This is a genomic window from Acinetobacter sp. 1294596, from assembly GCF_000582925.1.
GTDB lineage: Bacteria > Pseudomonadota > Gammaproteobacteria > Pseudomonadales > Moraxellaceae > Acinetobacter > Acinetobacter radioresistens.
The window spans coordinates 12,663-31,139 of the sequence record NZ_JFCC01000038.1 but is presented as its reverse complement, the minus strand read 5'-3'; the positions used below and the strand labels follow the sequence as shown (position 1 = coordinate 31,139).

Below are 18,477 nucleotides of genomic sequence, written 5' to 3'. Positions count from 1 at the left end.
AGGGAAATTGAACTGGCGGGTATCTTTGTACAGATTGGTCTGCTGCCGAACACTGACTTTCTGAAAGGGTCAGAAGTCGAGCTGAGTAACCGCGGTGAGATTGTGGTGAACGAGCGTAACGAGACCAACGTAAAAGGTGTATTTGCGGCGGGTGATTGTACAACGGTACCGTACAAGCAGATCATCATTGCTACAGGTGAAGGTGCAAAAGCGTCGCTCTCTGCTTTTGATTACATTATCCGCTCCGGTCAGTAATTTTTTAATGCGAAAAAGCATATTCCTTACAAGAATATGCTTTTTTTATATATATCTTACAAGTCCTCAACAATATGTAGTCTTTATTACAACTTTTCTTTATGCTTATATTTTCCTGAGTGTTTTTTAATCAACAAAAGGAAGGAAAATAAATGAAAAAGTTAATTGCTGCGTTAGGTTTAGCTTCTACAGTTCTCATTGTTGGCTGTAATAACAATAAAACTCCAGAAGCTGATGATCATGCTGCGACTGCTGGTACAACTACCGATTCGACTGCTACTGGCACAACTACAACAGACTCTACTATGGATATGAATAATACCGCAGGCGAGCGATTAGACAATACTACTGGCACAGTGGCTGATCCGGCTACAACAGGCACTGCTACAGATACAACTGGCGCAACTACAGGTACCACAACTGGTGGTACAACAGATACCATGACTAATACGGGAACTACTGGCACCACAGGTACAACTGGTGGTACTAGCGGAACTGGCAGTTCACAGTAATATTGTACTCAATTATAAAAAAGCCCTTATATTAAGGGCTTTTTTATATCTAAGTTTTATCTAAAAAATCTAATAGATAACAACTCTTACAACTTTTCAACAAAGCTGAGTCGTAATACCACCCTTCTTTATGTTTAGATTTGAATAGTGAAGAAAAGTTGAAAAAATTAGAAGGATGTATACATGAAAAACTTAAATAAACTGGTAGTTGCTTTAGGCATGACTTCGGCTTTGTTCTTGGTTGGGTGTGATAAAGAAAAGTCTTCGGATATGGCGAAAGATAATGCCATGGCTAAACCCATGGACCAGATGGAAGCCCCTTCAGATGGCGTAGGTGAAAGTTTAAAGGATGCAACTAAAGCTGGTTTCGATGAGACCAGTCAGGCTACCAAAGGTGCAACCATAGCGATGGAAAAAGGCGCTAATGCAACTGCAGTAGCTACTAAAGAAGTGAGTGAGGGTGCGGGACAGGTTGCAAATGAAGCCACTGGCGAATCACGAGTAATTGACCCTGCACAAGAGCGTGAAACACGCGATAGCTCTCAGCATAATAGTCAGACCCAGTAAATTTTTTGTGGTTAAAAAGCTCCCCTTCCGGGAGCCTTTTAATTAGCCTTTAAAACTTTTTCAAGATTAATTTTTGCCTGATTTTCCAGTTTATCCTGAAAATATTCAGTTTTAAATAACGGATGGGCTTGATAAAAATGAGATAAGACTTTTTGCGCTTTTCATGATATATACCCTCTGACAACCAGGCATATTCTTGTTGAATCTGCTGCTCATACTCAGCAAAACGGGACGGTTTACTACCTAAAATCGCCAAGTCTATATCAAGCAAGGTTTTAAGGTCCAGATCGTCATCTTCAGACAGCTCATGAGTTTGTGTTGCCAGTATCCACGAGTAAATTTTAGAGATTTGATCAATAGTCATGTAAGGTGCCAGACTCTGTTTCATTAACTCGGCACTTTTTAATTCATTTTGATCAGATTTTGGCTCATAAACCACGTCATGAAACCAGATCGCCAGCTCAACAGCCAAGGGGTCATTCACGCACATTTTTAGAGGCTGGTATAAGTCCAGACATTCTTCTATATGTTGAAGTGTATGATAATAACGCTGAGGTTCTTCATAGGCAGTAATTAATTTCTGAAGCAGGCTGTCTGATAAATACAATGCATTAGTCTGTTGAAGTTCTTGCCAGTATTGCTTAAGTCTTTCTAGCTTAGGTTGCATAAATTAGTATTCCTATTTCTTAGCTCAGCCGGACTTTTACCTTATTTTTTGATGAGAACTTATTCTATAAATAACCAATAGCCATAATTCGAATACTGGTTATTCTATACATGAGAATATATTTAAACAGGTTGCTCATCACGTTTAAAAATTAGTTCTTTAGCGCTTGAATTTACTGTGTCCAGATAATAACCCTCACTATTAAAAGCTTTTAAATCTTCTGGCTGGGTTAACTGGTTTTCTACAATAAAGCGTGCCATCAGGCCACGGGCTTTTTTGGCATAAAAACTGATGACTTTGTATTTACCATTCTTCTGGTCAAGAAAGATCGGTTTAATGATAGCAGCTTGTATTTTGTTTTCTTGAACTGCCTTGTAGTATTCATCTGATGCAAGGTTGATTAAATAGTTATGCTGGTGTTCAGTCAGTTCCTGATTAATCTGCTGGGTAATAAGGTCTCCCCAAAACTCATACAGGTTATGTCCACGGCTGTTTTGCAGTTTGGTTCCCATTTCCAGACGGTAAGGCATCATTAAATCTAGTGGCCTTAACAAGCCATATAGACCCGATAGCATTCGCAAATGTTGCTGGGCAAAATTCAGATTGTTGTGTTTCAGACTATAGGCATCCAGACCGGTATATACATCGCCTTTAAAAGCAAAAATAGCCTGTCGGGCATTACCAAAAGTAAATTCTGGTGTCCAATCCTGAAAACGCGCAGTATTCAATTGGGCTATTTTCTCACTAACACTCATCAAACTGGCGATTTCTGAAGCAGACAGTTTACGACAAAAGTCTATAAGTTCTTGTGAGTGCTCAAGCAGTCTTGGTAAAGTATGTTCATCGGTAGGTAATGCAGATTCATAATCTAAGGTCTTAGCAGGGGAAATTAGAGCTAACATAAACAACCTGGTCAAAAAGTAATTAATCAAACTATAACAGTCGACTTATTTTAATGCCAATTTGTGTTTTTGCTGAAGTTAATCGCTAAAATACGCGATTCTCCTGCTATTTATCGTTTGTACTATGTCCGAGCAAATCTTTATTCAAGGTCCGGTGGGGCAAATTGAAGTTTTTGTTGATTATCCCCAACGCGAAGTAAAAGGATATGCCCTCGTTTGCCACCCACACCCTCTTCAGGGAGGCACACCTCAACATAAGGTTCCTGCACTTTTAGCCCAGATTTTATCTGAACGTGGCTGTGTGGTTTATCGTCCAAGTTTTCGTGGTTCAGGGCAAAGTACCGGAACACATGATGAAGGCTATGGCGAGACAGATGATACTTTAGCGGTACTACAACATATTCGTGCCCTACACTCCCATTTGCCATTTTATGCAGGTGGCTTCAGCTTTGGTGCTCACGTGATGGCAAAAGCTTATGATGCCTTGCCAGCAGTAGAGAGGCCTAAACAGTTGATTTTATGTGGTCTGCCTACCAATACTGTAGCCGGCTTGCGTCATTATAAAACGCCTGAAATTCAGGGAGATATCCTGTTTATTCATGGTGAAAAGGATGAAATCACCTTGTTATCGGATGCTATTAGCTGGGCTACGCCACAAAAGCATCTGATTACTATTCTGCCGGGAGCAAATCACTTTTTTACGGGCTATTTAAAACAGTTACGTATCGCGATTTCCCGTTTTCTAATCGTTGAATAAAAAATAAATAAAGGCCCGGTATATATTAATTTCGGGCCTTTTTAGATGAGTCATAAGTTTAGCTTTTCCATTCGAACTGGCTAAATGATTCATCAGTTTTTAATGTAGTTTCAATAGCCTGCCCCAACTGTTTAATCACACTCTGCATTTCAATTTTTTCAAACCAGTCCTGTTCTTCGTCAGCATGTGCATTAATCCTGCAAACCAGATGCCCCTCTTCATCCTGGACAGACTCACATGTCACAGAAATAGGTAGAGGATGACTCTCTACACTTACCGCAATTTTATCAGGCTCATTACGACTAGCCTCAAAGCCATGCTGGACAAGACGTTTAGATAAAAGGTCAGTTACGTATTCTTGGGCAATACGGCATTCATCTTGTATATGATCAGTTTGTTGATGTTCAGCACAGTGGGCAGTAAATTGTAGGGTTCTCATTGGCGTTTTCCTGAAATGCTTTCTTGTTGTATGGATTTAGCATAAGCAATAAACGCACAACAGCCAAGCATTCACTTGACTGTTGTTAGACAAAAACAACATTTTTCTTAAACTTTATTCGTATTTATTCACTAACCTGTATGGCAAGCCCGGCTTTATTAGCGAGTTCAGTAAAGGTGGGGAAGCTGGTGGCTACCGTTTCAGTTCCCATAATATTAATTGTTCCTGAACTTCGCAGCCCTGCCATGCTAAAGCTCATAGCGATCCGATGATCATGATGTGATTCGATTTCACCGCCGGTAAAGACAGCCGACCAGTCTCCAATTTTTCCTTTACCTTCAATGATGATTCCATCTTCAGTCGGGGTGCAGTCGATGCCCATAGTTTTAAGGCCGTCAGCCATTACCTGAATCCGGTCAGACTCTTTTACCCGCAGTTCGGCAGCACCAGTCAGTACTGTTTGTCCTTCTGCACAAGCTGCCGCAACAAATAGTGCCGGGAATTCATCAATCGCAAGTGGAACTTGGTCTTCAGGAATATGTATACCCTTGAGCGTCCGGCTACCTCTGATATGAATATCAGCAATTGGCTCACCCCCCGCAATACGTTCATTCTCAACTGTCAGGTCAGCTCCCATCTGTTTCAGAATTTCGATAATTCCGGTACGGGTTGGATTTATACTGACTGCTTCCAGAAGTACATCCGAATTCTGAGTAATAGCAGCCCCCACCATAAAAAATGCTGCGGAAGAAATATCTGAAGGTACCTGAATCTCTGTACCGACCAGTTTGCCACCACCTATAAGTGAAATTTTATGACCTTCAGTTTTAACCTCATAGCCAAAAGCACGTAGCATACGCTCGGTATGGTCGCGGGTTGGCTCAGGTTCAGTAACTGAAGTTTCACCTTCAGCCCATAATCCCGCAAGCAGAATTCCTGACTTTACCTGAGCAGAAGGCATTGGCAAATCATAATGAATACCGTGCAATTTTTGCTGACCACTAATACTGACCGGCGGTGTACCTTTTTCACCTGTGGTTTGAATCTGGGCGCCCATCAGACGTAAGGGTTTGGCAATCCGTTCCATTGGACGTTTGGATAAAGAGGCATCACCAGTCATGACCGTATCAAATTTCTGTGCAGCCAGCATGCCAGACAGCAGACGCATGCTGGTTCCTGAATTCCCCATATAAAGTGCACTTGCCGGAGCCTTAAGTCCGTGCATACCCACCCCATGAATGGTAACCTCACCATTTTTCGGGCCTTCAATACTTACGCCCATATCGCGAAAAGCCTGTAAGGTAGCTAACGCATCTTCACCTTCCAGAAAGCCTGTGACATGAGTAGTACCTTCGGCAATTGCACCAAACATGATAGAGCGATGAGACACGGACTTGTCACCAGGTACGGTAAATTTACCCTGAAAAGTCTTGTTTCCCGGCAGAATGGTAAATTGTTGTGTCACCTTGTTTTTCTCCATCAACGGTTTTTGGGCTAACATGTGGTTAAAGTGCTGACGCGCAGCCTGAGCATGTCCCAGTAAGCCCATTAATGCCTGCGAGTCTTCATTTTCAATCATTTTTCGAATAATGCCGAGCTGCTGTTCAAAGCCATCTACTGCATTTAAAATTGCTTTTTTATTGGCAAAAAAAATGTCATGCCACATTTGAGGGTCACTGGCGGCCACACGCGAGAAATCACGAAAACCACCGGCTGCATAACGGAAGATGTCCAGGTTATCTTCACGGCTGGCCAGTTGCTCGACCAGATTAAATGCCATCAAATGCGGTAAATGACTGGTATGCGCCAGAACTTCATCATGTTTTTCAACATCCATGCAGATAACTTCTGCTTGTGCAGCTTCCCAGAGCTCAATCAGTTTATCAACCGCCCAGCTGGCACTACTTGGCAAAGGTGTCAGAATGACCTTATGATTGGCAAACAGATCGACTTTACCAGCATGGACACCAGTATGCTCACTTCCTGCAATCGGATGGCCCGGTACAAAACCGGGCGGCAGATGGGTGCCGTACACTGCTTTGGCTGCCTCTACCACATTTCCTTTGGTACTACCGACATCTGTCAAGATAGTATGTGCGCAAATATGAGGTTTGATCTGCTCAAGTATTTTCTGGGTAGCACGTACTGGTAAAGCCAGAACAATCAGGTCTGCCCCTTGTACTGCTTCTACAGGATCACTATAGCCCTGCTCAATCAGGCCCAAAGCTTTGGCATCTTCCAGTGTTTTTTGAGAACGGGTCGCGGCCACCACGTGACGGGCCAGCTTTTGAGCCACAATTACCCGGGCCAGACTTGAACCAATTAGCCCAAGGCCAATAAATGCAACTTTTTCAAACAGGGGTTGGGACATAACTTCAGTTTTGCCTCAAGGGCTTTTGCCTTGTTTCAAGCGTTTAATATTTCAAGTATCGGGAAGAGTTTCAAATTTTTTCGGATAAAAATAGCTTCTCAATTTTTATCCATTTATTTATCACTCTCTGAACTTTTGGTTTATGGCAGTAATATAAAAACTACTACTGCCATGATCTAACAGGTCTCAGCTTTATAGTACAGCAACAGGATAAGAACCCAGTACACGCAGTTCTTTAACCATTGGACGGATTTCTTCGATTGCTGCCGCAACATTTTCCTGCTCGATATGGCCTTCCAGATCGATAAAGAACACATAAGCCCATTTTTCTGGCAATGCAGGACGGGTTTCAATACTGGTCAGGCTGATGTTGTGCTTGGCAAATGGAGCCAAAATTTCCAGCAAGGCACCCGCACGGTCATGAGCAGAAATCAATAATGAAGTTTTATCATTACCGCTTTGTGGAATCTTCTCACGACCAATTACCAGAAAACGCGTAGTATTTTCAGGATTATCCTCAATATTGCTGTGCATAATTTCAAGGTTATACAAACTGGCCGCAATATCAGAAGCAATTGCAGCTGAATGCCATTCGTTACGAATACGACGTGCAGCTTCTGCATTCGAGTTCAGCGCTACCCGCTCAACGCCCGGATAGTGTGCATCCAGCCAGTGACGACACTGTGCCAGTGTTTGCTGGTGAGCATAGATTTGTTTGATACTGTCTTTACGGGTATTTTCAGATACCAGAAACTGATGATGGATACGAAGCTCTACTTCGCCAATCACATTGAGGCTTGAACCTCTAAAACAATCCAATGTATGGTTTACCACACCTTCAGACGAGTTCTCAACAGGTACTACACCATAATGGGCACTACCTGCTTCTACCTCGCGAAAGACTTCATCAATCGTTGCAATTGGACGAACCAAGGCATCCTGTCCAAAATGTTTCAGTACGGCAGAATGGGTATAGGTACCTTCCGGCCCTAAAAAAGCAATGCTTTGTGGTGCTTCAAGAGCGAGACAGGCAGACATGATTTCACGAAACAAGCGCGCCATGGTTACGTCTGATAAAGGTCCATCATTGCGTTCCATAACTTTACGCAAGACTTGTGCTTCACGTTCAGGGCGATAAAACAACGGGTTTTCTTCAGCAGCAAACTTTGCTTCTGCAACCGCTTCGGCCAGGCTGGCACGGCGGTTAATCAGCTCTTGTAATTGCTGGTCAACAGAGTCGATTTCATTACGGATCTGTTCCAGATTGAAAGAGGATGAATTTTTCTGATCATCATGACCCATTGTTATATTGCCCTTGGAAAACATGTATACAAATTAGTATAACAATAGTTAGCTTTTAAATGTTGCGCAATCTGACTTTGATTGAAATAGATGCAAAAACAGCCAGTTGCTACTTTGGAACACCTCGTTAAATTCTCTTAGCCTTAATACTCTGGCTCTTTTTATAAAAAGAACTGTGGATGATTTGGAAAACAGATATGTAATGTGTATTGGCTTTCAATTTAATTCCATCAACTTATACAAGTTACTTCAAAGAAAAGTTATCGGTTGATGTATTTTGCCACTTAACTTATTTTAATATTTCAGCCTAACTGTCGAGTATCAATACTTGAATTTTTTATTTTTATAAGCAAATATCTGTATTTTATTTCATTTTTCTCAATTTGAGTCTCTTATATTGAGTATTTGACCTATTCAAAAATCAAGTTACTTCTATTTAATAGGATGCCTTTGTATTGGCAGATTTAATCATTGTGAAAGTTTGATAGTCCTATAATTTTAATAACAGGTCAGGTACAGACTGAATCAACAATTAAAAGGAATAATAAATGATTTATGCACAACGCCCATGGAAAAAGAACTTGCCAGCCAGCCTGCAGGACTACCAGTTTGATTCCACATCCATTCCACAAAATTTAAGTGAGCTGTTTGATAAAGCAGTGCATGATTTTTCAGATGCGGCTGCATTTAGTCTGGTTCTGCCTACGGGCCTCACAAAGACATTAAGTTTCAAGCAGATTCAGTATTATTCTGACTTGCTGGCACGTTACTTCCAGCATGAGCTTCAACTACAACCAGGTGATGTCGTGGGCTTGCAGATGCCAAATTGTCTGCATTATCCAATTGCAGTTTTTGCCTGCTGGAAAGCTGGCCTTATTATTACCAATATCAACCCGCTTTATACCGCACGCGAACTGGAGTATCAGCTCACCGACAGTCAGGCAAAAGCTTTAATAGTTTCAGACATGTTCTTAGCTACTTTTGAAAAAGTAATTGCGAAAAATAATGATCTAAAATCTCTTGCGCTGGTTACAGCGAGTTTAACTGACTTTTTTGATGCACCGTATCAGGCGCTGATTGCTAAAAAAATAGAAACAGATGCCGAAGCTCAGGGACGTTCGCTAATACCAAGCATTGACTACTGTTCTTTTTCACAAGTTTTTAAAAAAGCAGAACAGCTACCTGAATTGCAATCAAAAACGACCGCAATCGCGCTGTATCAATATACAGGCGGTACAACAGGTCGCAGTAAAGGTGCGATTATAACGCATCAGAATTTACTGTCCTTAGTACGCATGACCGGAGATTATTTGCGTGCGCACAATTCAGCTTTTAATCAGCAAGACAGTATTCTGACTGCTATTCCGCTTTATCATATTTTTGCATTCAGTGTTAATTTTCTGATGTTCTTTGAAGGCGGATCGCATAATATTCTGGTTCCTTCACCGCGTCCTGTCAGCAATTTAAGGCCGGCATTTGAACAGTTTAAGATTACCTGGCTGACCGGAGTTGATACATTATATGCAGGATTACTGGCTGAAGACTGGTTTGTGCAAAATCCGCCAGAGCTCACTTGTGCCATTTCTGGCGGAACAGCACTAAGACCAGCTACAGCTGAACACTGGAAAGCTAAAATAGGTAATATTATTGAAGGGTTTGGCATGACTGAAACCAGTTGCGCAGCCATGCTGCATCCTCCAATTAGCATAATTCGTCAAGGTTCTGTCGGTTTTCCATTACCTGGTTCTGAAATTAAAATTGTAGATGTTCAGGGAAATGAAGTTCCTCTCGGTAGTGCGGGCGAACTCTGTGTAAAAGGTCCGCATATTGTGCAGGGCTATCTCAACAGGCCGGAAGAAAGTGCTGACACCTTTGTAGAGGGCTGGCTACATACAGGTGATATTGCCCAGCTCGATGAAGATGGCTTCTGTTATATTCTGGACCGTAAAAAAGATATGGTACTGGTTTCAGGTTTTAATGTTTATCCAAATGAAATCGAAGCAGTCATTGCCGAGCATCCGGACATTATTGAAGTGGCGGTTATTGGGGTGCCAGATGTACAGACTGGCGAAGCTGTGAAAGCTTATATCGCTACACGTAATCCGTCTCTATCCACTGATGAAATACTGGCGCACTGCAAAGAGCATCTTACCGCCTACAAAGTTCCAAAAGTGATAGAAATTTTACCTGAATTACCCAAGTCAACGGTAGGTAAAATCCTTCGGGCCGAGCTTCGTAATTTACAACAGCAATTGCAGAGTGCTTAATTTCACGCCATTAAAATAGAAAAGCCTGCGGAAGCAGGCTTTTTTATCTTATCTTTATTTTCCAAGCAGGCTACGCGCCACGATCTCTTTCATGATTTCATTGGTACCACCATAAATCCGCTGGATTCTGGCATCTACAAAGAAACGTGAAATCGGATATTCGGACATATAGCCATAACCACCAAACAGCTGAAGCAAGTTGTCAGCAACTTTCATCTGCATATCGGTACTAAAACTTTTTAAAGCGGCAGCTGTAGCAACATCGAGCTGGCCCTGCTGATAGAGCTCTACATTTCGCTCATAAAATGCAGCTGTAGCCAATTCATCAATCTTGGCCTGTGCCAGTACAAAGCGGGTATTCTGGAATTGAGCGATCGGCTGACCGAAAGCTTGGCGCTCCTGAACATAAGCTGTAGTTACATCAATACTGCCCCGTATAGCACCCAGAGCAGTAGCAGCTATCGCAGTACGCTCGCGCGGCAACTCCTGCATCAGATAAGCAAAGCCTTGCCCCGGCTGACCAAGTAACTGGTTTTGGGGTACTTTAATATTATCGAAGAACATCTCTGAGGTATCTTGTGAATGCAAACCGATCTTGTCCAGATTGGTTCCTTTCTTAAAACCATCCAGATGGGTATCAAGCAGTAAAAGCGAAACACCTTTAGCACGGGCTTGTGGATCGGTTTTAGCAGCCAGTACCACCAGATCTGCATGCTGCCCATTAGAAATAAAGGTTTTGGAACCATTTAATATATAGCAGTCATCTTGCAAAATTGCGTTGGTTCGCATTGACTGCAAATCAGAACCAGCCCCCGGTTCAGTCATGCCAATTGCACCCACCACTTCACCACTCACCATTTTAGGTAACCAGTACTGCTTCTGTTCCTCACTACCAATATTCAGAATATAAGGAGCAGCAATTTCTGAATGACAGGATATACCTGTCGATAATGAACTATAACCAGCCCGGGCTGACTCTTCTACCAGCATCAGTGAATAATAGGTAGGCACGCCATAGCCGCCATATTCTTCAGGTACATCTACACAGAGAAAGCCATTTTCACCTAACAGGTTCCAGACATGCCGTGGCATGATTCCATCACGCTCCCACTGTTCATAATGGGGCGCAATATGCTCTTTCATAAAACGTCTAAAGTTATCACGGAATAATTCCAGATCGGCATCATGCTGCATATCTTATTTCCTTTTATCAGTTTGTTAGTCAGCTTCTGTTTTACTCATGCTAGTTATTTTCCGAAAAGATGTCATGACCTGATGAGTTTTTATTGCTGTTCATAAAGCTAAAAAAAAGGAAGCCGAAGCTTCCTTTTTGTTCAAATATTTTTAAATATGTCCTGCTTTCTGCTCAAGCATCTGACGGTCTACCTCACCCGGTTTAGCCAGAGCTTCATTCAGCTTGTCTTTGTCTAGCTGGCCTACCCATTTGGCAACTACAATAGTTGCCAGTGAATTACCCACCAGGTTAGTCAAGGCACGCGCTTCAGACATGAAACGGTCGATACCCAGAATGAGTGCCAGACCAGCGACAGGAATATGACCTACAGCAGACAGGGTTGCTGCCATAACAATAAAGCCCGAACCGGTTACCCCTGCTGCACCTTTAGATGAAATCAGCAGAACCAGCAGCAAGGTAATTTGATGAGTTACATCCAGCTGGGTATTGGTCGCCTGTGCAATAAAGATCGCGGCCATAGTCAGGTAAATTGAAGTACCGTCCAGATTAAATGAATAACCCGTTGGAATAACCAGACCCACTACAGACTTCTCACAACCCGCAATTTCCAGTTTCTTCAGCATACGCGGTAAAACTGACTCGGAAGAAGATGTACCTAGTACAATCAGAAGCTCCTCACGGATCAGGCGGATCATTTTAAGAATACTGAAACCGCTAATGCGTGCAATGGTTCCTAGCACGATAAAAATAAACAGCAGACAGGTAATATAGAAACAGAGAATAAGCTGACCAAGCTGAACCAGTGAACCTACACCATATTTACCAATAGTAAAAGCCATTGCACCGAAAGCACCAATCGGAGCCAGCTTCATGATCATGTTTACAATGTTAAAGAACACATGCGAGACTTGATCAATAAACTTAAGTACTGGCTTACCGGCATCACCAAGCTTGTGCAAGGCAAAACCAAACAGGATAGCAAAGAGTAATACCTGAAGAATTTCGCCATTTGCAAATGCTCCAACTACAGTCTCAGGAATAATATGCAGCAGAAAATCGACTGTAGATTGCGACTCACCCGAAGCGACATATTTCTGAATACCCGCAGTGTCCAGAGTTGCCGGATCAACATTCATACCTACGCCAGGCTTGGCAATATTAATTACCAGCAGACCAATCAGCAGGGCAATTGTCGAGACAATTTCGAAGTAAAGTAAGGCAACACCACCGGTCTTACCCACTGACTTCATACTTTCCATACCTGCGATACCACTTACCACAGTACAGAAAATCACAGGCGCAATAATCATTTTAATTAAACGAATAAAGCCATCACCTAATGGCTTAAGCTGTTCGCCCAAACCTGGTACCTGCTGCTCAACACCATTCATGAGGACAGTAGTACTCGGGAAGTAATGCCCCACAAGAACACCTGCGATAATCGCAATAATCACTTGAAAATAAAGTGATTTATAAATCGGTTTTTTAGCCATAACTTTTCTTCATTACATATTTCTGGACATGGTCAATACCCAGCGCAAGGTCTATCCTTAGGAATACACAGCCCTGAAATTTCATGTAAAAACAAAAAGGTAAAGAACTTTTTACCTATACAGGAAATATTCAGCATGAAAATAATTCGCCTTAAAAAACGAATTTGGGACTTAACATCAATGACTTAGACTTCAGACCTATAAATAGTAGAATCTATTAATGCAGGAGAAGATTAAATTAACTTAACAAAGTCTATCTGAGGCGGATTTTACTTGAAGGAAATATCATAATGGAATGGTTATTTTTAAGTCTGGCTAATCTGTATACAATTCCTTATTAGACATTAGTCTAACCCCACCAAAGTTTTACACCCCTTGTTGTTTTATGTCATAGTGGAAAAACTTACTTATTATCTAATTAAAATTGTCAATGAACACCCGTAAAAATCTTTATAAAGAGCTTGAGCATCCTTTTGCACAATATGTCCGGATTATTGGCAAAGGAAAAAATGGTGCGAGGTCATTAACTTATGAAGAAGCCTATCAGGCATTCAGCATGATCCTCAAACAAGAAGTTCTGGATGTTCAGCTCGGTGCATTTCTGATGTTGTTACGTGTAAAAGAGGAATCTGTTGATGAGTTGGCAGGTTTTGTACAGGCTACCCGTGATCAGCTAAATTTTTCCCCTTTAACCGTTGATCTGGACTGGTCTTCATATGCCGGCAAACGGAAACATTATCCCTGGTTTCTGCTGGCAGCATTAACGCTTGCCCAGTCGGGTTATAAAGTATTTATGCATGGCGCATCAGGTCATACCCTTAACCGGCTCTATACTGAACAGGTGCTAGAATACTTAGGCTATTCCATCTGTCAAAGTGAACAGGATGTTGAATACGAACTCGAACAACATAATTTTGCCTATCTTCCCCTTGAGGCGATTTCCCCTGTCTTAAGTGATTTGATCTCGCTCAGAAATGTTATGGGCTTGCGTTCCCCTATTCATACATTGGCACGCCTGATTAATCCCTTTAATGCCAAGGCTACATTACAGGCAATTTTCCATCCGGCTTATCGCAGTTCTCATCAGCAGACTGCATCACGGTTAGGCTACCAGAATAGCGCTGTTATCAAGGGTGAAGGTGGCGAATTTGAGCGTAACCCGGATGCACGCACACTGATTTGTGGTATTAAAAATAGTGAGCTGTATGAATATGAACTGCCCAAACTGACACAAGAACGCAGCCTTGCTGAAGAAGAGTTAAATCTGGAGAAATTTAAAGCAGTCTGGGAAGGCAAACAAACTCATGTATATGGTGAAACAGCTGTCACAGAAACAATGGGAATTGCTTTATATACGATGAGTGTTTGTAGTACCTATGACGAAGCCATGTTAAAAGCTAAAGAACTATGGGCTACACGGCACTCTTCCTAAATGTAAAAAAATTATTTTGGCTTACCAATTCTGGTAGGTCAAAGTCATAACGCCCGAGTATTTTTATAAAAATTTATATATAACAATAAAGAGTAAAACATGAATAAAGAGCTATCTGCACGCGCTGTATTACAGCAGGCTGCCATAAATAGTACCCATCCTTTTCATAATGCCATTTTAGAGTTCATACAGCATCATCTTGATGAAATTGAGACATCTTACTGGCAAAAATACTTTCACACCGCTCAACCAAGCTTAATTCAAGTTGTAGAAAAACTTGAGTTTAAAAGTAATACGCTTCCAGATGATGAGCTAGACATAGAGGAGATGACATATTATGAAAACCATCTGGACTTTTCTTTGCCAGATGAAATTAGCCAATATGTAATATGCGTGGTTTTTGAAGAGGACAGCATTATTGATGTCTGTATGGAAAGTTGAAAGTTACAATAAAAAAGCTTTTACTTTGACTTAAATCTAAGGCCTCAGTAAAAGCTTTTAAGTACAAAGACTGGATTATCTTTGCCTGTATATAAAGTTAAACGAAACGAATCGGTTTAAATTCTTCATCCTGTTGTGGCTCATGTGAGTCACAGTGCTCATCTTCTTTTTTGCTGCCACGGTTAATATAACCAGTGCGCTCCTCTTCAGGCAGGTGTTTAACCTCCCAGGCAATCACAGCCTGCAGACAGGTTTCACGTTGCTCCTGAGTAAGTGGCTCGCCATTTGGCCATTTGCCGATTTCAACGGCAGTTCTCAGACGTTCTACAATCTCAGGATTTAAAACGGCAAGCATCTGTTCAATATTCATGATCAATCCTGTTGATGAAAAGAGTCAAAATCCTGATTCCAGCCCAGCTTGGTACGACATGCCATATAAAAGTCATAACCAGGTGGATGCAGCAAATTTAACTTGAAGGGATATTTACGGATATGCAGGCAATCTCCGACGTTCAGGGAAACGCTGTTCTGACCGTCGGCACTCACCATTGGCATCACACGATTTTCACGTATAGCCAGTTTAATTTCACTATGTCCGCCCACAACAATTGGACGCGATGATAATGTATGGGGATGCATTGGCACCAATACAATAGCATCCATTCCCGGATGTACAATCGGGCCACCACCTGAGAGTGCGTAAGCTGTAGAACCAGTCGGTGTAGAAACAATCAGTCCATCACTATGCTGACGATAGACATACTGTCCATCAATATTCATCTCGAAATCGATCATATGAACTGACTTGCCTGAATGCAGCACAATATCGTTTAGAGCAATTGCATTATAGATGATATTGCCCTGTGACCGAATTTCCATTTCCAGAAGAAAACGGCGATCTAGCTGGAATTCTCCACGCAACACCTGATCCAGCTTAAAAATTACTTCAGAGGGTTTTATATCGGTCAAAAAACCTAAACGTCCACGGTTAACACCGATTACTGGTGTATTGTGATGGACCAGAGCACGTGCTGCGTGGAGCAGCGAACCATCTCCACCTACGACAATAACCAGATCAACAATTTCACCCAGCAGTGCCCGACTGACTGTTTGCGGATCTGTATAGGGCACCAGCTGTGCAGTTTCCTGATCAAATACCGGATGCAGACCGCGACTCACCAGGTGGTCATGAATCAAACACAAGGTCTCTACAACAGAGGATTTATCGGGACGTCCTAATAAGCCAATATTACGAAAAGTCTTATGTGTTATTTGCACGAGATCGCCGGACTCCTTTACGGTTCTTGGTTATAATAACACTATCAAAGTTGTTTTAAAAAAACATTCAAAAACCGCAACAGTAAAAGTGAGCAAGTTCCTAATTTGGGTTTATTCACAGTTTAAGCATTGCAAAATTGGTGAAAGCTTCGCATGATTAGCAAAATTTATTTGGGTAATGTCTTCCGTTTATGAAGTTTGAACGTGGTATTGGCTTGATTGCACTCATTTTTTCAGTGCTTATTATTGGGGGCTTTGTCGCCTTTGGAATATATTTAATCCGCTTAGATAATATTATTCGGGACAAATTTGAAGGACAGCGCTGGGATATTCCGGCGAAAGTTTTTGCTCGCCCTCTGGAAATCTATACCAATGCCCCGGTCAATCAGCAGGACTTTGCCCAAGAACTTAAACTGCTCGGCTATAAATCGGCAAGTAGTTATAATAAGTCAGGTTCATATGTATCTCAGGGGAATACTTTATATGTCCATACCCGGGGCTTTGATTTTGGTGATAGCGTAGAACCAGAACAGATTCTGGAATTAACTTTTAATGACCAGAAGATCAGCGAAGTGCGCACAACCAAACCCGCTACAAGTGGTATTACCCGTCTGGAGCCTTTATTGATTGGCGGTATTTATCCGCAGCATAATGAAGACCGGGTTCTGATTAAACTGAACCGTGTACCAAAACCGCTCATTGAAGCTTTAATTGCGACTGAAGATCGGAACTTCTATCATCATCATGGTGTTTCAGTACGAGGCATTGCCCGGGCGCTGGTCAGCAACCTGACTGGTGGACGCCGCCAGGGTGGATCTACTCTGACCCAGCAGTTGGTTAAAAACTTTTACCTGTCACCTGAAAAAACCTATAAACGAAAGATTAATGAAGCCCTGATGGCCATGCTCATCGAACTTCATTATGACAAAGATGAAATTCTGGAAGCATACCTGAATGAAGTAAATCTGGGCCAGAATGGTAATTATTCAATTAATGGTTACGGTCTGGCTTCCCAATTCTATTTTGGTCTGCCTTTACGTGAACTGAATATTTCACAGCAGGCTTTCCTGGTAGGCCTGGTACAGGGTCCTTCCTTATATAACCCGTGGCGTAATCCTGAAGCGGCTAAGAAACGCCGCAATGTAGTACTAAAAAACATGCAGGTGATGGGTTACCTGACTGAAGCTGAATATGAAGATGAAAGTGCCCGCCCGCTAAATGTAATTAGCAAGCCAACTTTAGGACCAGCCAAATTTCCAGATTTTCTCGATATCGTTCGCCGTCAGCTACGTACCGAATATCAGGATGGTGACCTGACCAATCGAGGCTTGCGTATTTTTACAACACTTGACCCGATTGCCCAGACCCGTGTGCAGACAGCTTTCAAAAATTCTGTAGAACGTTTATCCAAGCGTAATCCGGGCCGTTTAAAAAACCTGCAGGGTGCAGTACTGATTGCTCATCCGGAGAATGGAGAACTCATAGCTGCTGTTGGTTCAACTCAGGATTTCACTGGCTTTAACCGGGCTCTTGATGCCAAACGTCAAGTAGGATCACTTTTAAAACCGGTGATCTATCTGAGTGCTATTGAGTCAGGGCGTTATACCTGGGCCAGTTCGATTCAGGATGCTGCTATCAGTATTCCAATAGATAAAAGCAAGGAATGGACACCCAAGAATTATGCGGGTGGTGAATATGGTGTAGTCAGCATGATGCAGGCGCTGGCTAACTCTTATAATCTGTCTGCTGTACGACTTGGTCAGGAATTTGGCCTCTCGACATTTACCAATCAGTTAAGAAAATTTGGAGTGACTTCAAACATTCCAGCCTTTCCGTCTATTTTCTTGGGCGCTGTCGAAATGTCGCCAATGGAAGTCATGAGTATTTATGAAAACTTCGCGACTGGTGGTTTCAAATATCCACCACGTGCCATACGTACAGTAGTAGATGCAGATGGCCGGCTATTGGACCGTTACGGACTGGATGTACAGCAGACCATCGACCCGTCGAGTGCCTATATTCTAAACTATGGCCTGCAGCAGGTCATGAACATTGGTACTGGGCGTTCTGCATATAACAGTTTTCCAGCCAGCCTTAAACTGGCCGGTAAATCAGGTACCACCAATGACACACGTGACTCATGGTTTGCAGGCTATTCAGGCAATCATCTGGCAGTAGTATGGCTAGGGCTAGACAATAACAAGGTAACGGGCCTTACTGGTTCTACAGGTGCATTGCCGGTATGGATTAATGTAATGAAACAGTTGAAACAGGAACCGGTCAATCTGCGCCAGACTGATAATGTACAGTGGCACTGGATTGACCGCGCTACCGGTTATTTATCTGCTCAGGGCTGTGAAGGTGCCATGTACATTCCTATACTGCGTCATACAGTACCACGCCGAGCTACTGCCTGTGGCCTTTCACATTATCAGGTCGAACCAGTTTACACACCTGATACCGAACATAACGACGCATCTGCGCCTGAAGAAGATAGTATCGAAAACTATATCCGTGAAAGCGAGACTGAAATGGAACAGACGTTACCGTCTTCTGAAGGCCGAATCATCTCAAGCGGAAGTTATGAAAATTAAATGCT

16 protein-coding genes and 1 pseudogene are annotated in these 18,477 nt (G+C 42.3%); 8 read left to right on the top strand and 9 right to left on the bottom strand.

The genetic code is table 11. The features are described from left to right. From J502_RS12340 to J502_RS12330, 3 genes are all read left to right on the top strand, one after another. The coding region (locus J502_RS12340; RefSeq protein WP_034684309.1) for an FAD-dependent oxidoreductase at nucleotides 1-255 on the top strand (255 nt) is incomplete at its 5' end. A gap of 152 nt (nucleotides 256-407) precedes the next feature. After that, on the top strand, nucleotides 408-767 hold the full coding sequence (locus J502_RS12335; protein ID WP_005019597.1) for a hypothetical protein: 360 nt from the start codon (nucleotides 408-410) through the stop codon (nucleotides 765-767). 183 nt (nucleotides 768-950) lie between these two features. Further along, nucleotides 951-1,334, top strand: a complete 384-nt coding sequence (locus tag J502_RS12330; RefSeq protein WP_005019596.1) for a hypothetical protein — start codon at nucleotides 951-953, stop codon at nucleotides 1,332-1,334. Between the two features lie 38 nt (nucleotides 1,335-1,372). Here the strand turns inward: J502_RS12330 and J502_RS12325 are convergent. Next, nucleotides 1,373-2,001 (bottom strand): annotated as a pseudogene (locus J502_RS12325) (HD domain-containing protein). A gap of 122 nt (nucleotides 2,002-2,123) precedes the next feature. Continuing rightward, nucleotides 2,124-2,903: a peroxide stress protein YaaA gene (yaaA, locus tag J502_RS12320; protein WP_005019593.1), complete on the bottom strand. Its 780-nt coding sequence runs from the start codon at nucleotides 2,901-2,903 to the stop codon at nucleotides 2,124-2,126. Nucleotides 2,904-3,027: 124 nt separating this feature from the next. Here yaaA and J502_RS12315 point away from each other — a divergent pair, with 124 nt between their 5' ends. After that, nucleotides 3,028-3,660 (top strand): alpha/beta hydrolase, encoded by a 633-nt coding sequence (locus J502_RS12315; RefSeq protein WP_034684306.1) that lies wholly within the window; start codon nucleotides 3,028-3,030, stop codon nucleotides 3,658-3,660. 58 nt (nucleotides 3,661-3,718) lie between these two features. On the opposite strand, the gene J502_RS12310 is transcribed toward J502_RS12315, so the two are convergent. From J502_RS12310 to pheA, 3 genes are all read right to left on the bottom strand, one after another. After that, the gene (locus tag J502_RS12310) at nucleotides 3,719-4,099 is read right to left on the bottom strand and encodes a hypothetical protein (RefSeq protein WP_005019591.1); all 381 of its coding nucleotides are present in this window, start codon (nucleotides 4,097-4,099) and stop codon (nucleotides 3,719-3,721) included. A gap of 124 nt (nucleotides 4,100-4,223) precedes the next feature. Further along, entirely contained in the window at nucleotides 4,224-6,470 is a 2,247-nt protein-coding gene (locus J502_RS12305) for a bifunctional prephenate dehydrogenase/3-phosphoshikimate 1-carboxyvinyltransferase (protein WP_034684305.1), read from the bottom strand. A gap of 192 nt (nucleotides 6,471-6,662) precedes the next feature. Then, entirely contained in the window at nucleotides 6,663-7,772 is a 1,110-nt protein-coding gene (gene pheA, locus J502_RS12300; RefSeq protein WP_034684303.1) for a prephenate dehydratase, read from the bottom strand. A gap of 548 nt (nucleotides 7,773-8,320) precedes the next feature. On the opposite strand from pheA, the gene J502_RS12295 reads away from it, so the two are divergent. After that, entirely contained in the window at nucleotides 8,321-10,039 is a 1,719-nt protein-coding gene (locus J502_RS12295) for a long-chain-fatty-acid--CoA ligase (protein WP_034684300.1), read from the top strand. A gap of 54 nt (nucleotides 10,040-10,093) precedes the next feature. Here J502_RS12295 and J502_RS12290 read toward each other — a convergent pair whose 3' ends face one another. Then, nucleotides 10,094-11,233 carry an acyl-CoA dehydrogenase family protein gene (locus J502_RS12290; protein ID WP_005406244.1) on the bottom strand — a complete coding sequence of 380 codons (1,140 nt, stop codon included), beginning with the start codon at nucleotides 11,231-11,233 and terminating at the stop codon, nucleotides 10,094-10,096. A 150-nt stretch (nucleotides 11,234-11,383) separates the two neighbouring features. Further along, complete coding sequence (locus J502_RS12285; RefSeq protein ID WP_034680396.1) at nucleotides 11,384-12,727, bottom strand: dicarboxylate/amino acid:cation symporter; 1,344 nt, start codon at nucleotides 12,725-12,727, stop codon at nucleotides 11,384-11,386. Between the two features lie 430 nt (nucleotides 12,728-13,157). Between J502_RS12285 and J502_RS12280 the strand changes: the two genes are divergently transcribed. Together J502_RS12280 and J502_RS12275 are read left to right on the top strand one after the other, a co-directional pair. Continuing rightward, on the top strand, nucleotides 13,158-14,159 hold the full coding sequence (locus J502_RS12280) for a glycosyl transferase family protein (protein WP_034680393.1): 1,002 nt from the start codon (nucleotides 13,158-13,160) through the stop codon (nucleotides 14,157-14,159). A 99-nt stretch (nucleotides 14,160-14,258) separates the two neighbouring features. Beyond that, nucleotides 14,259-14,600: a DUF2004 domain-containing protein gene (locus tag J502_RS12275; RefSeq protein WP_005406314.1), complete on the top strand. Its 342-nt coding sequence runs from the start codon at nucleotides 14,259-14,261 to the stop codon at nucleotides 14,598-14,600. Nucleotides 14,601-14,697: 97 nt separating this feature from the next. On the opposite strand, the gene J502_RS12270 is transcribed toward J502_RS12275, so the two are convergent. Then, a complete protein-coding gene (locus tag J502_RS12270) occupies nucleotides 14,698-14,970 on the bottom strand; it encodes a YeaC family protein (RefSeq protein ID WP_005019580.1) in 273 nt (90 codons plus the stop codon). 2 nt (nucleotides 14,971-14,972) lie between these two features. Beyond that, nucleotides 14,973-15,878, bottom strand: coding sequence for an NAD(+) kinase (locus J502_RS12265; RefSeq protein ID WP_005019578.1), 906 nt, complete (start codon nucleotides 15,876-15,878; stop codon nucleotides 14,973-14,975). A gap of 191 nt (nucleotides 15,879-16,069) precedes the next feature. Here J502_RS12265 and mrcB point away from each other — a divergent pair, with 191 nt between their 5' ends. Continuing rightward, nucleotides 16,070-18,472 carry a penicillin-binding protein 1B gene (mrcB, locus tag J502_RS12260; protein WP_034680390.1) on the top strand — a complete coding sequence of 801 codons (2,403 nt, stop codon included), beginning with the start codon at nucleotides 16,070-16,072 and terminating at the stop codon, nucleotides 18,470-18,472. The last annotated feature ends 5 nt before the right edge of the window (nucleotides 18,473-18,477 follow it).

Bases quoted from the DNA above. Each gene is read 5' to 3' on its own strand.
- pheA (WP_034684303.1), bottom strand. From the start codon at position 7,772: ATGGGTCATGATGATCAGAAAAATTCATCCTCTTTCAATCTGGAACAG.
- J502_RS12330 (WP_005019596.1), top strand. From the start codon at position 951: ATGAAAAACTTAAATAAACTGGTAGTTGCTTTAGGCATGACTTCGGCT.
- J502_RS12315 (WP_034684306.1), top strand. From the start codon at position 3,028: ATGTCCGAGCAAATCTTTATTCAAGGTCCGGTGGGGCAAATTGAAGTT.
- J502_RS12280 (WP_034680393.1), top strand. From the start codon at position 13,158: ATGAACACCCGTAAAAATCTTTATAAAGAGCTTGAGCATCCTTTTGCA.
- J502_RS12310 (WP_005019591.1), bottom strand. From the start codon at position 4,099: ATGAGAACCCTACAATTTACTGCCCACTGTGCTGAACATCAACAAACT.
- mrcB (WP_034680390.1), top strand. From the start codon at position 16,070: ATGAAGTTTGAACGTGGTATTGGCTTGATTGCACTCATTTTTTCAGTG.
- J502_RS12275 (WP_005406314.1), top strand. From the start codon at position 14,259: ATGAATAAAGAGCTATCTGCACGCGCTGTATTACAGCAGGCTGCCATA.
- J502_RS12295 (WP_034684300.1), top strand. From the start codon at position 8,321: ATGATTTATGCACAACGCCCATGGAAAAAGAACTTGCCAGCCAGCCTG.
- J502_RS12285 (WP_034680396.1), bottom strand. From the start codon at position 12,727: ATGGCTAAAAAACCGATTTATAAATCACTTTATTTTCAAGTGATTATT.
- yaaA (WP_005019593.1), bottom strand. From the start codon at position 2,903: ATGTTAGCTCTAATTTCCCCTGCTAAGACCTTAGATTATGAATCTGCA.
- J502_RS12290 (WP_005406244.1), bottom strand. From the start codon at position 11,233: ATGCAGCATGATGCCGATCTGGAATTATTCCGTGATAACTTTAGACGT.
- J502_RS12335 (WP_005019597.1), top strand. From the start codon at position 408: ATGAAAAAGTTAATTGCTGCGTTAGGTTTAGCTTCTACAGTTCTCATT.
- J502_RS12305 (WP_034684305.1), bottom strand. From the start codon at position 6,470: ATGTCCCAACCCCTGTTTGAAAAAGTTGCATTTATTGGCCTTGGGCTA.
- J502_RS12270 (WP_005019580.1), bottom strand. From the start codon at position 14,970: ATGAATATTGAACAGATGCTTGCCGTTTTAAATCCTGAGATTGTAGAA.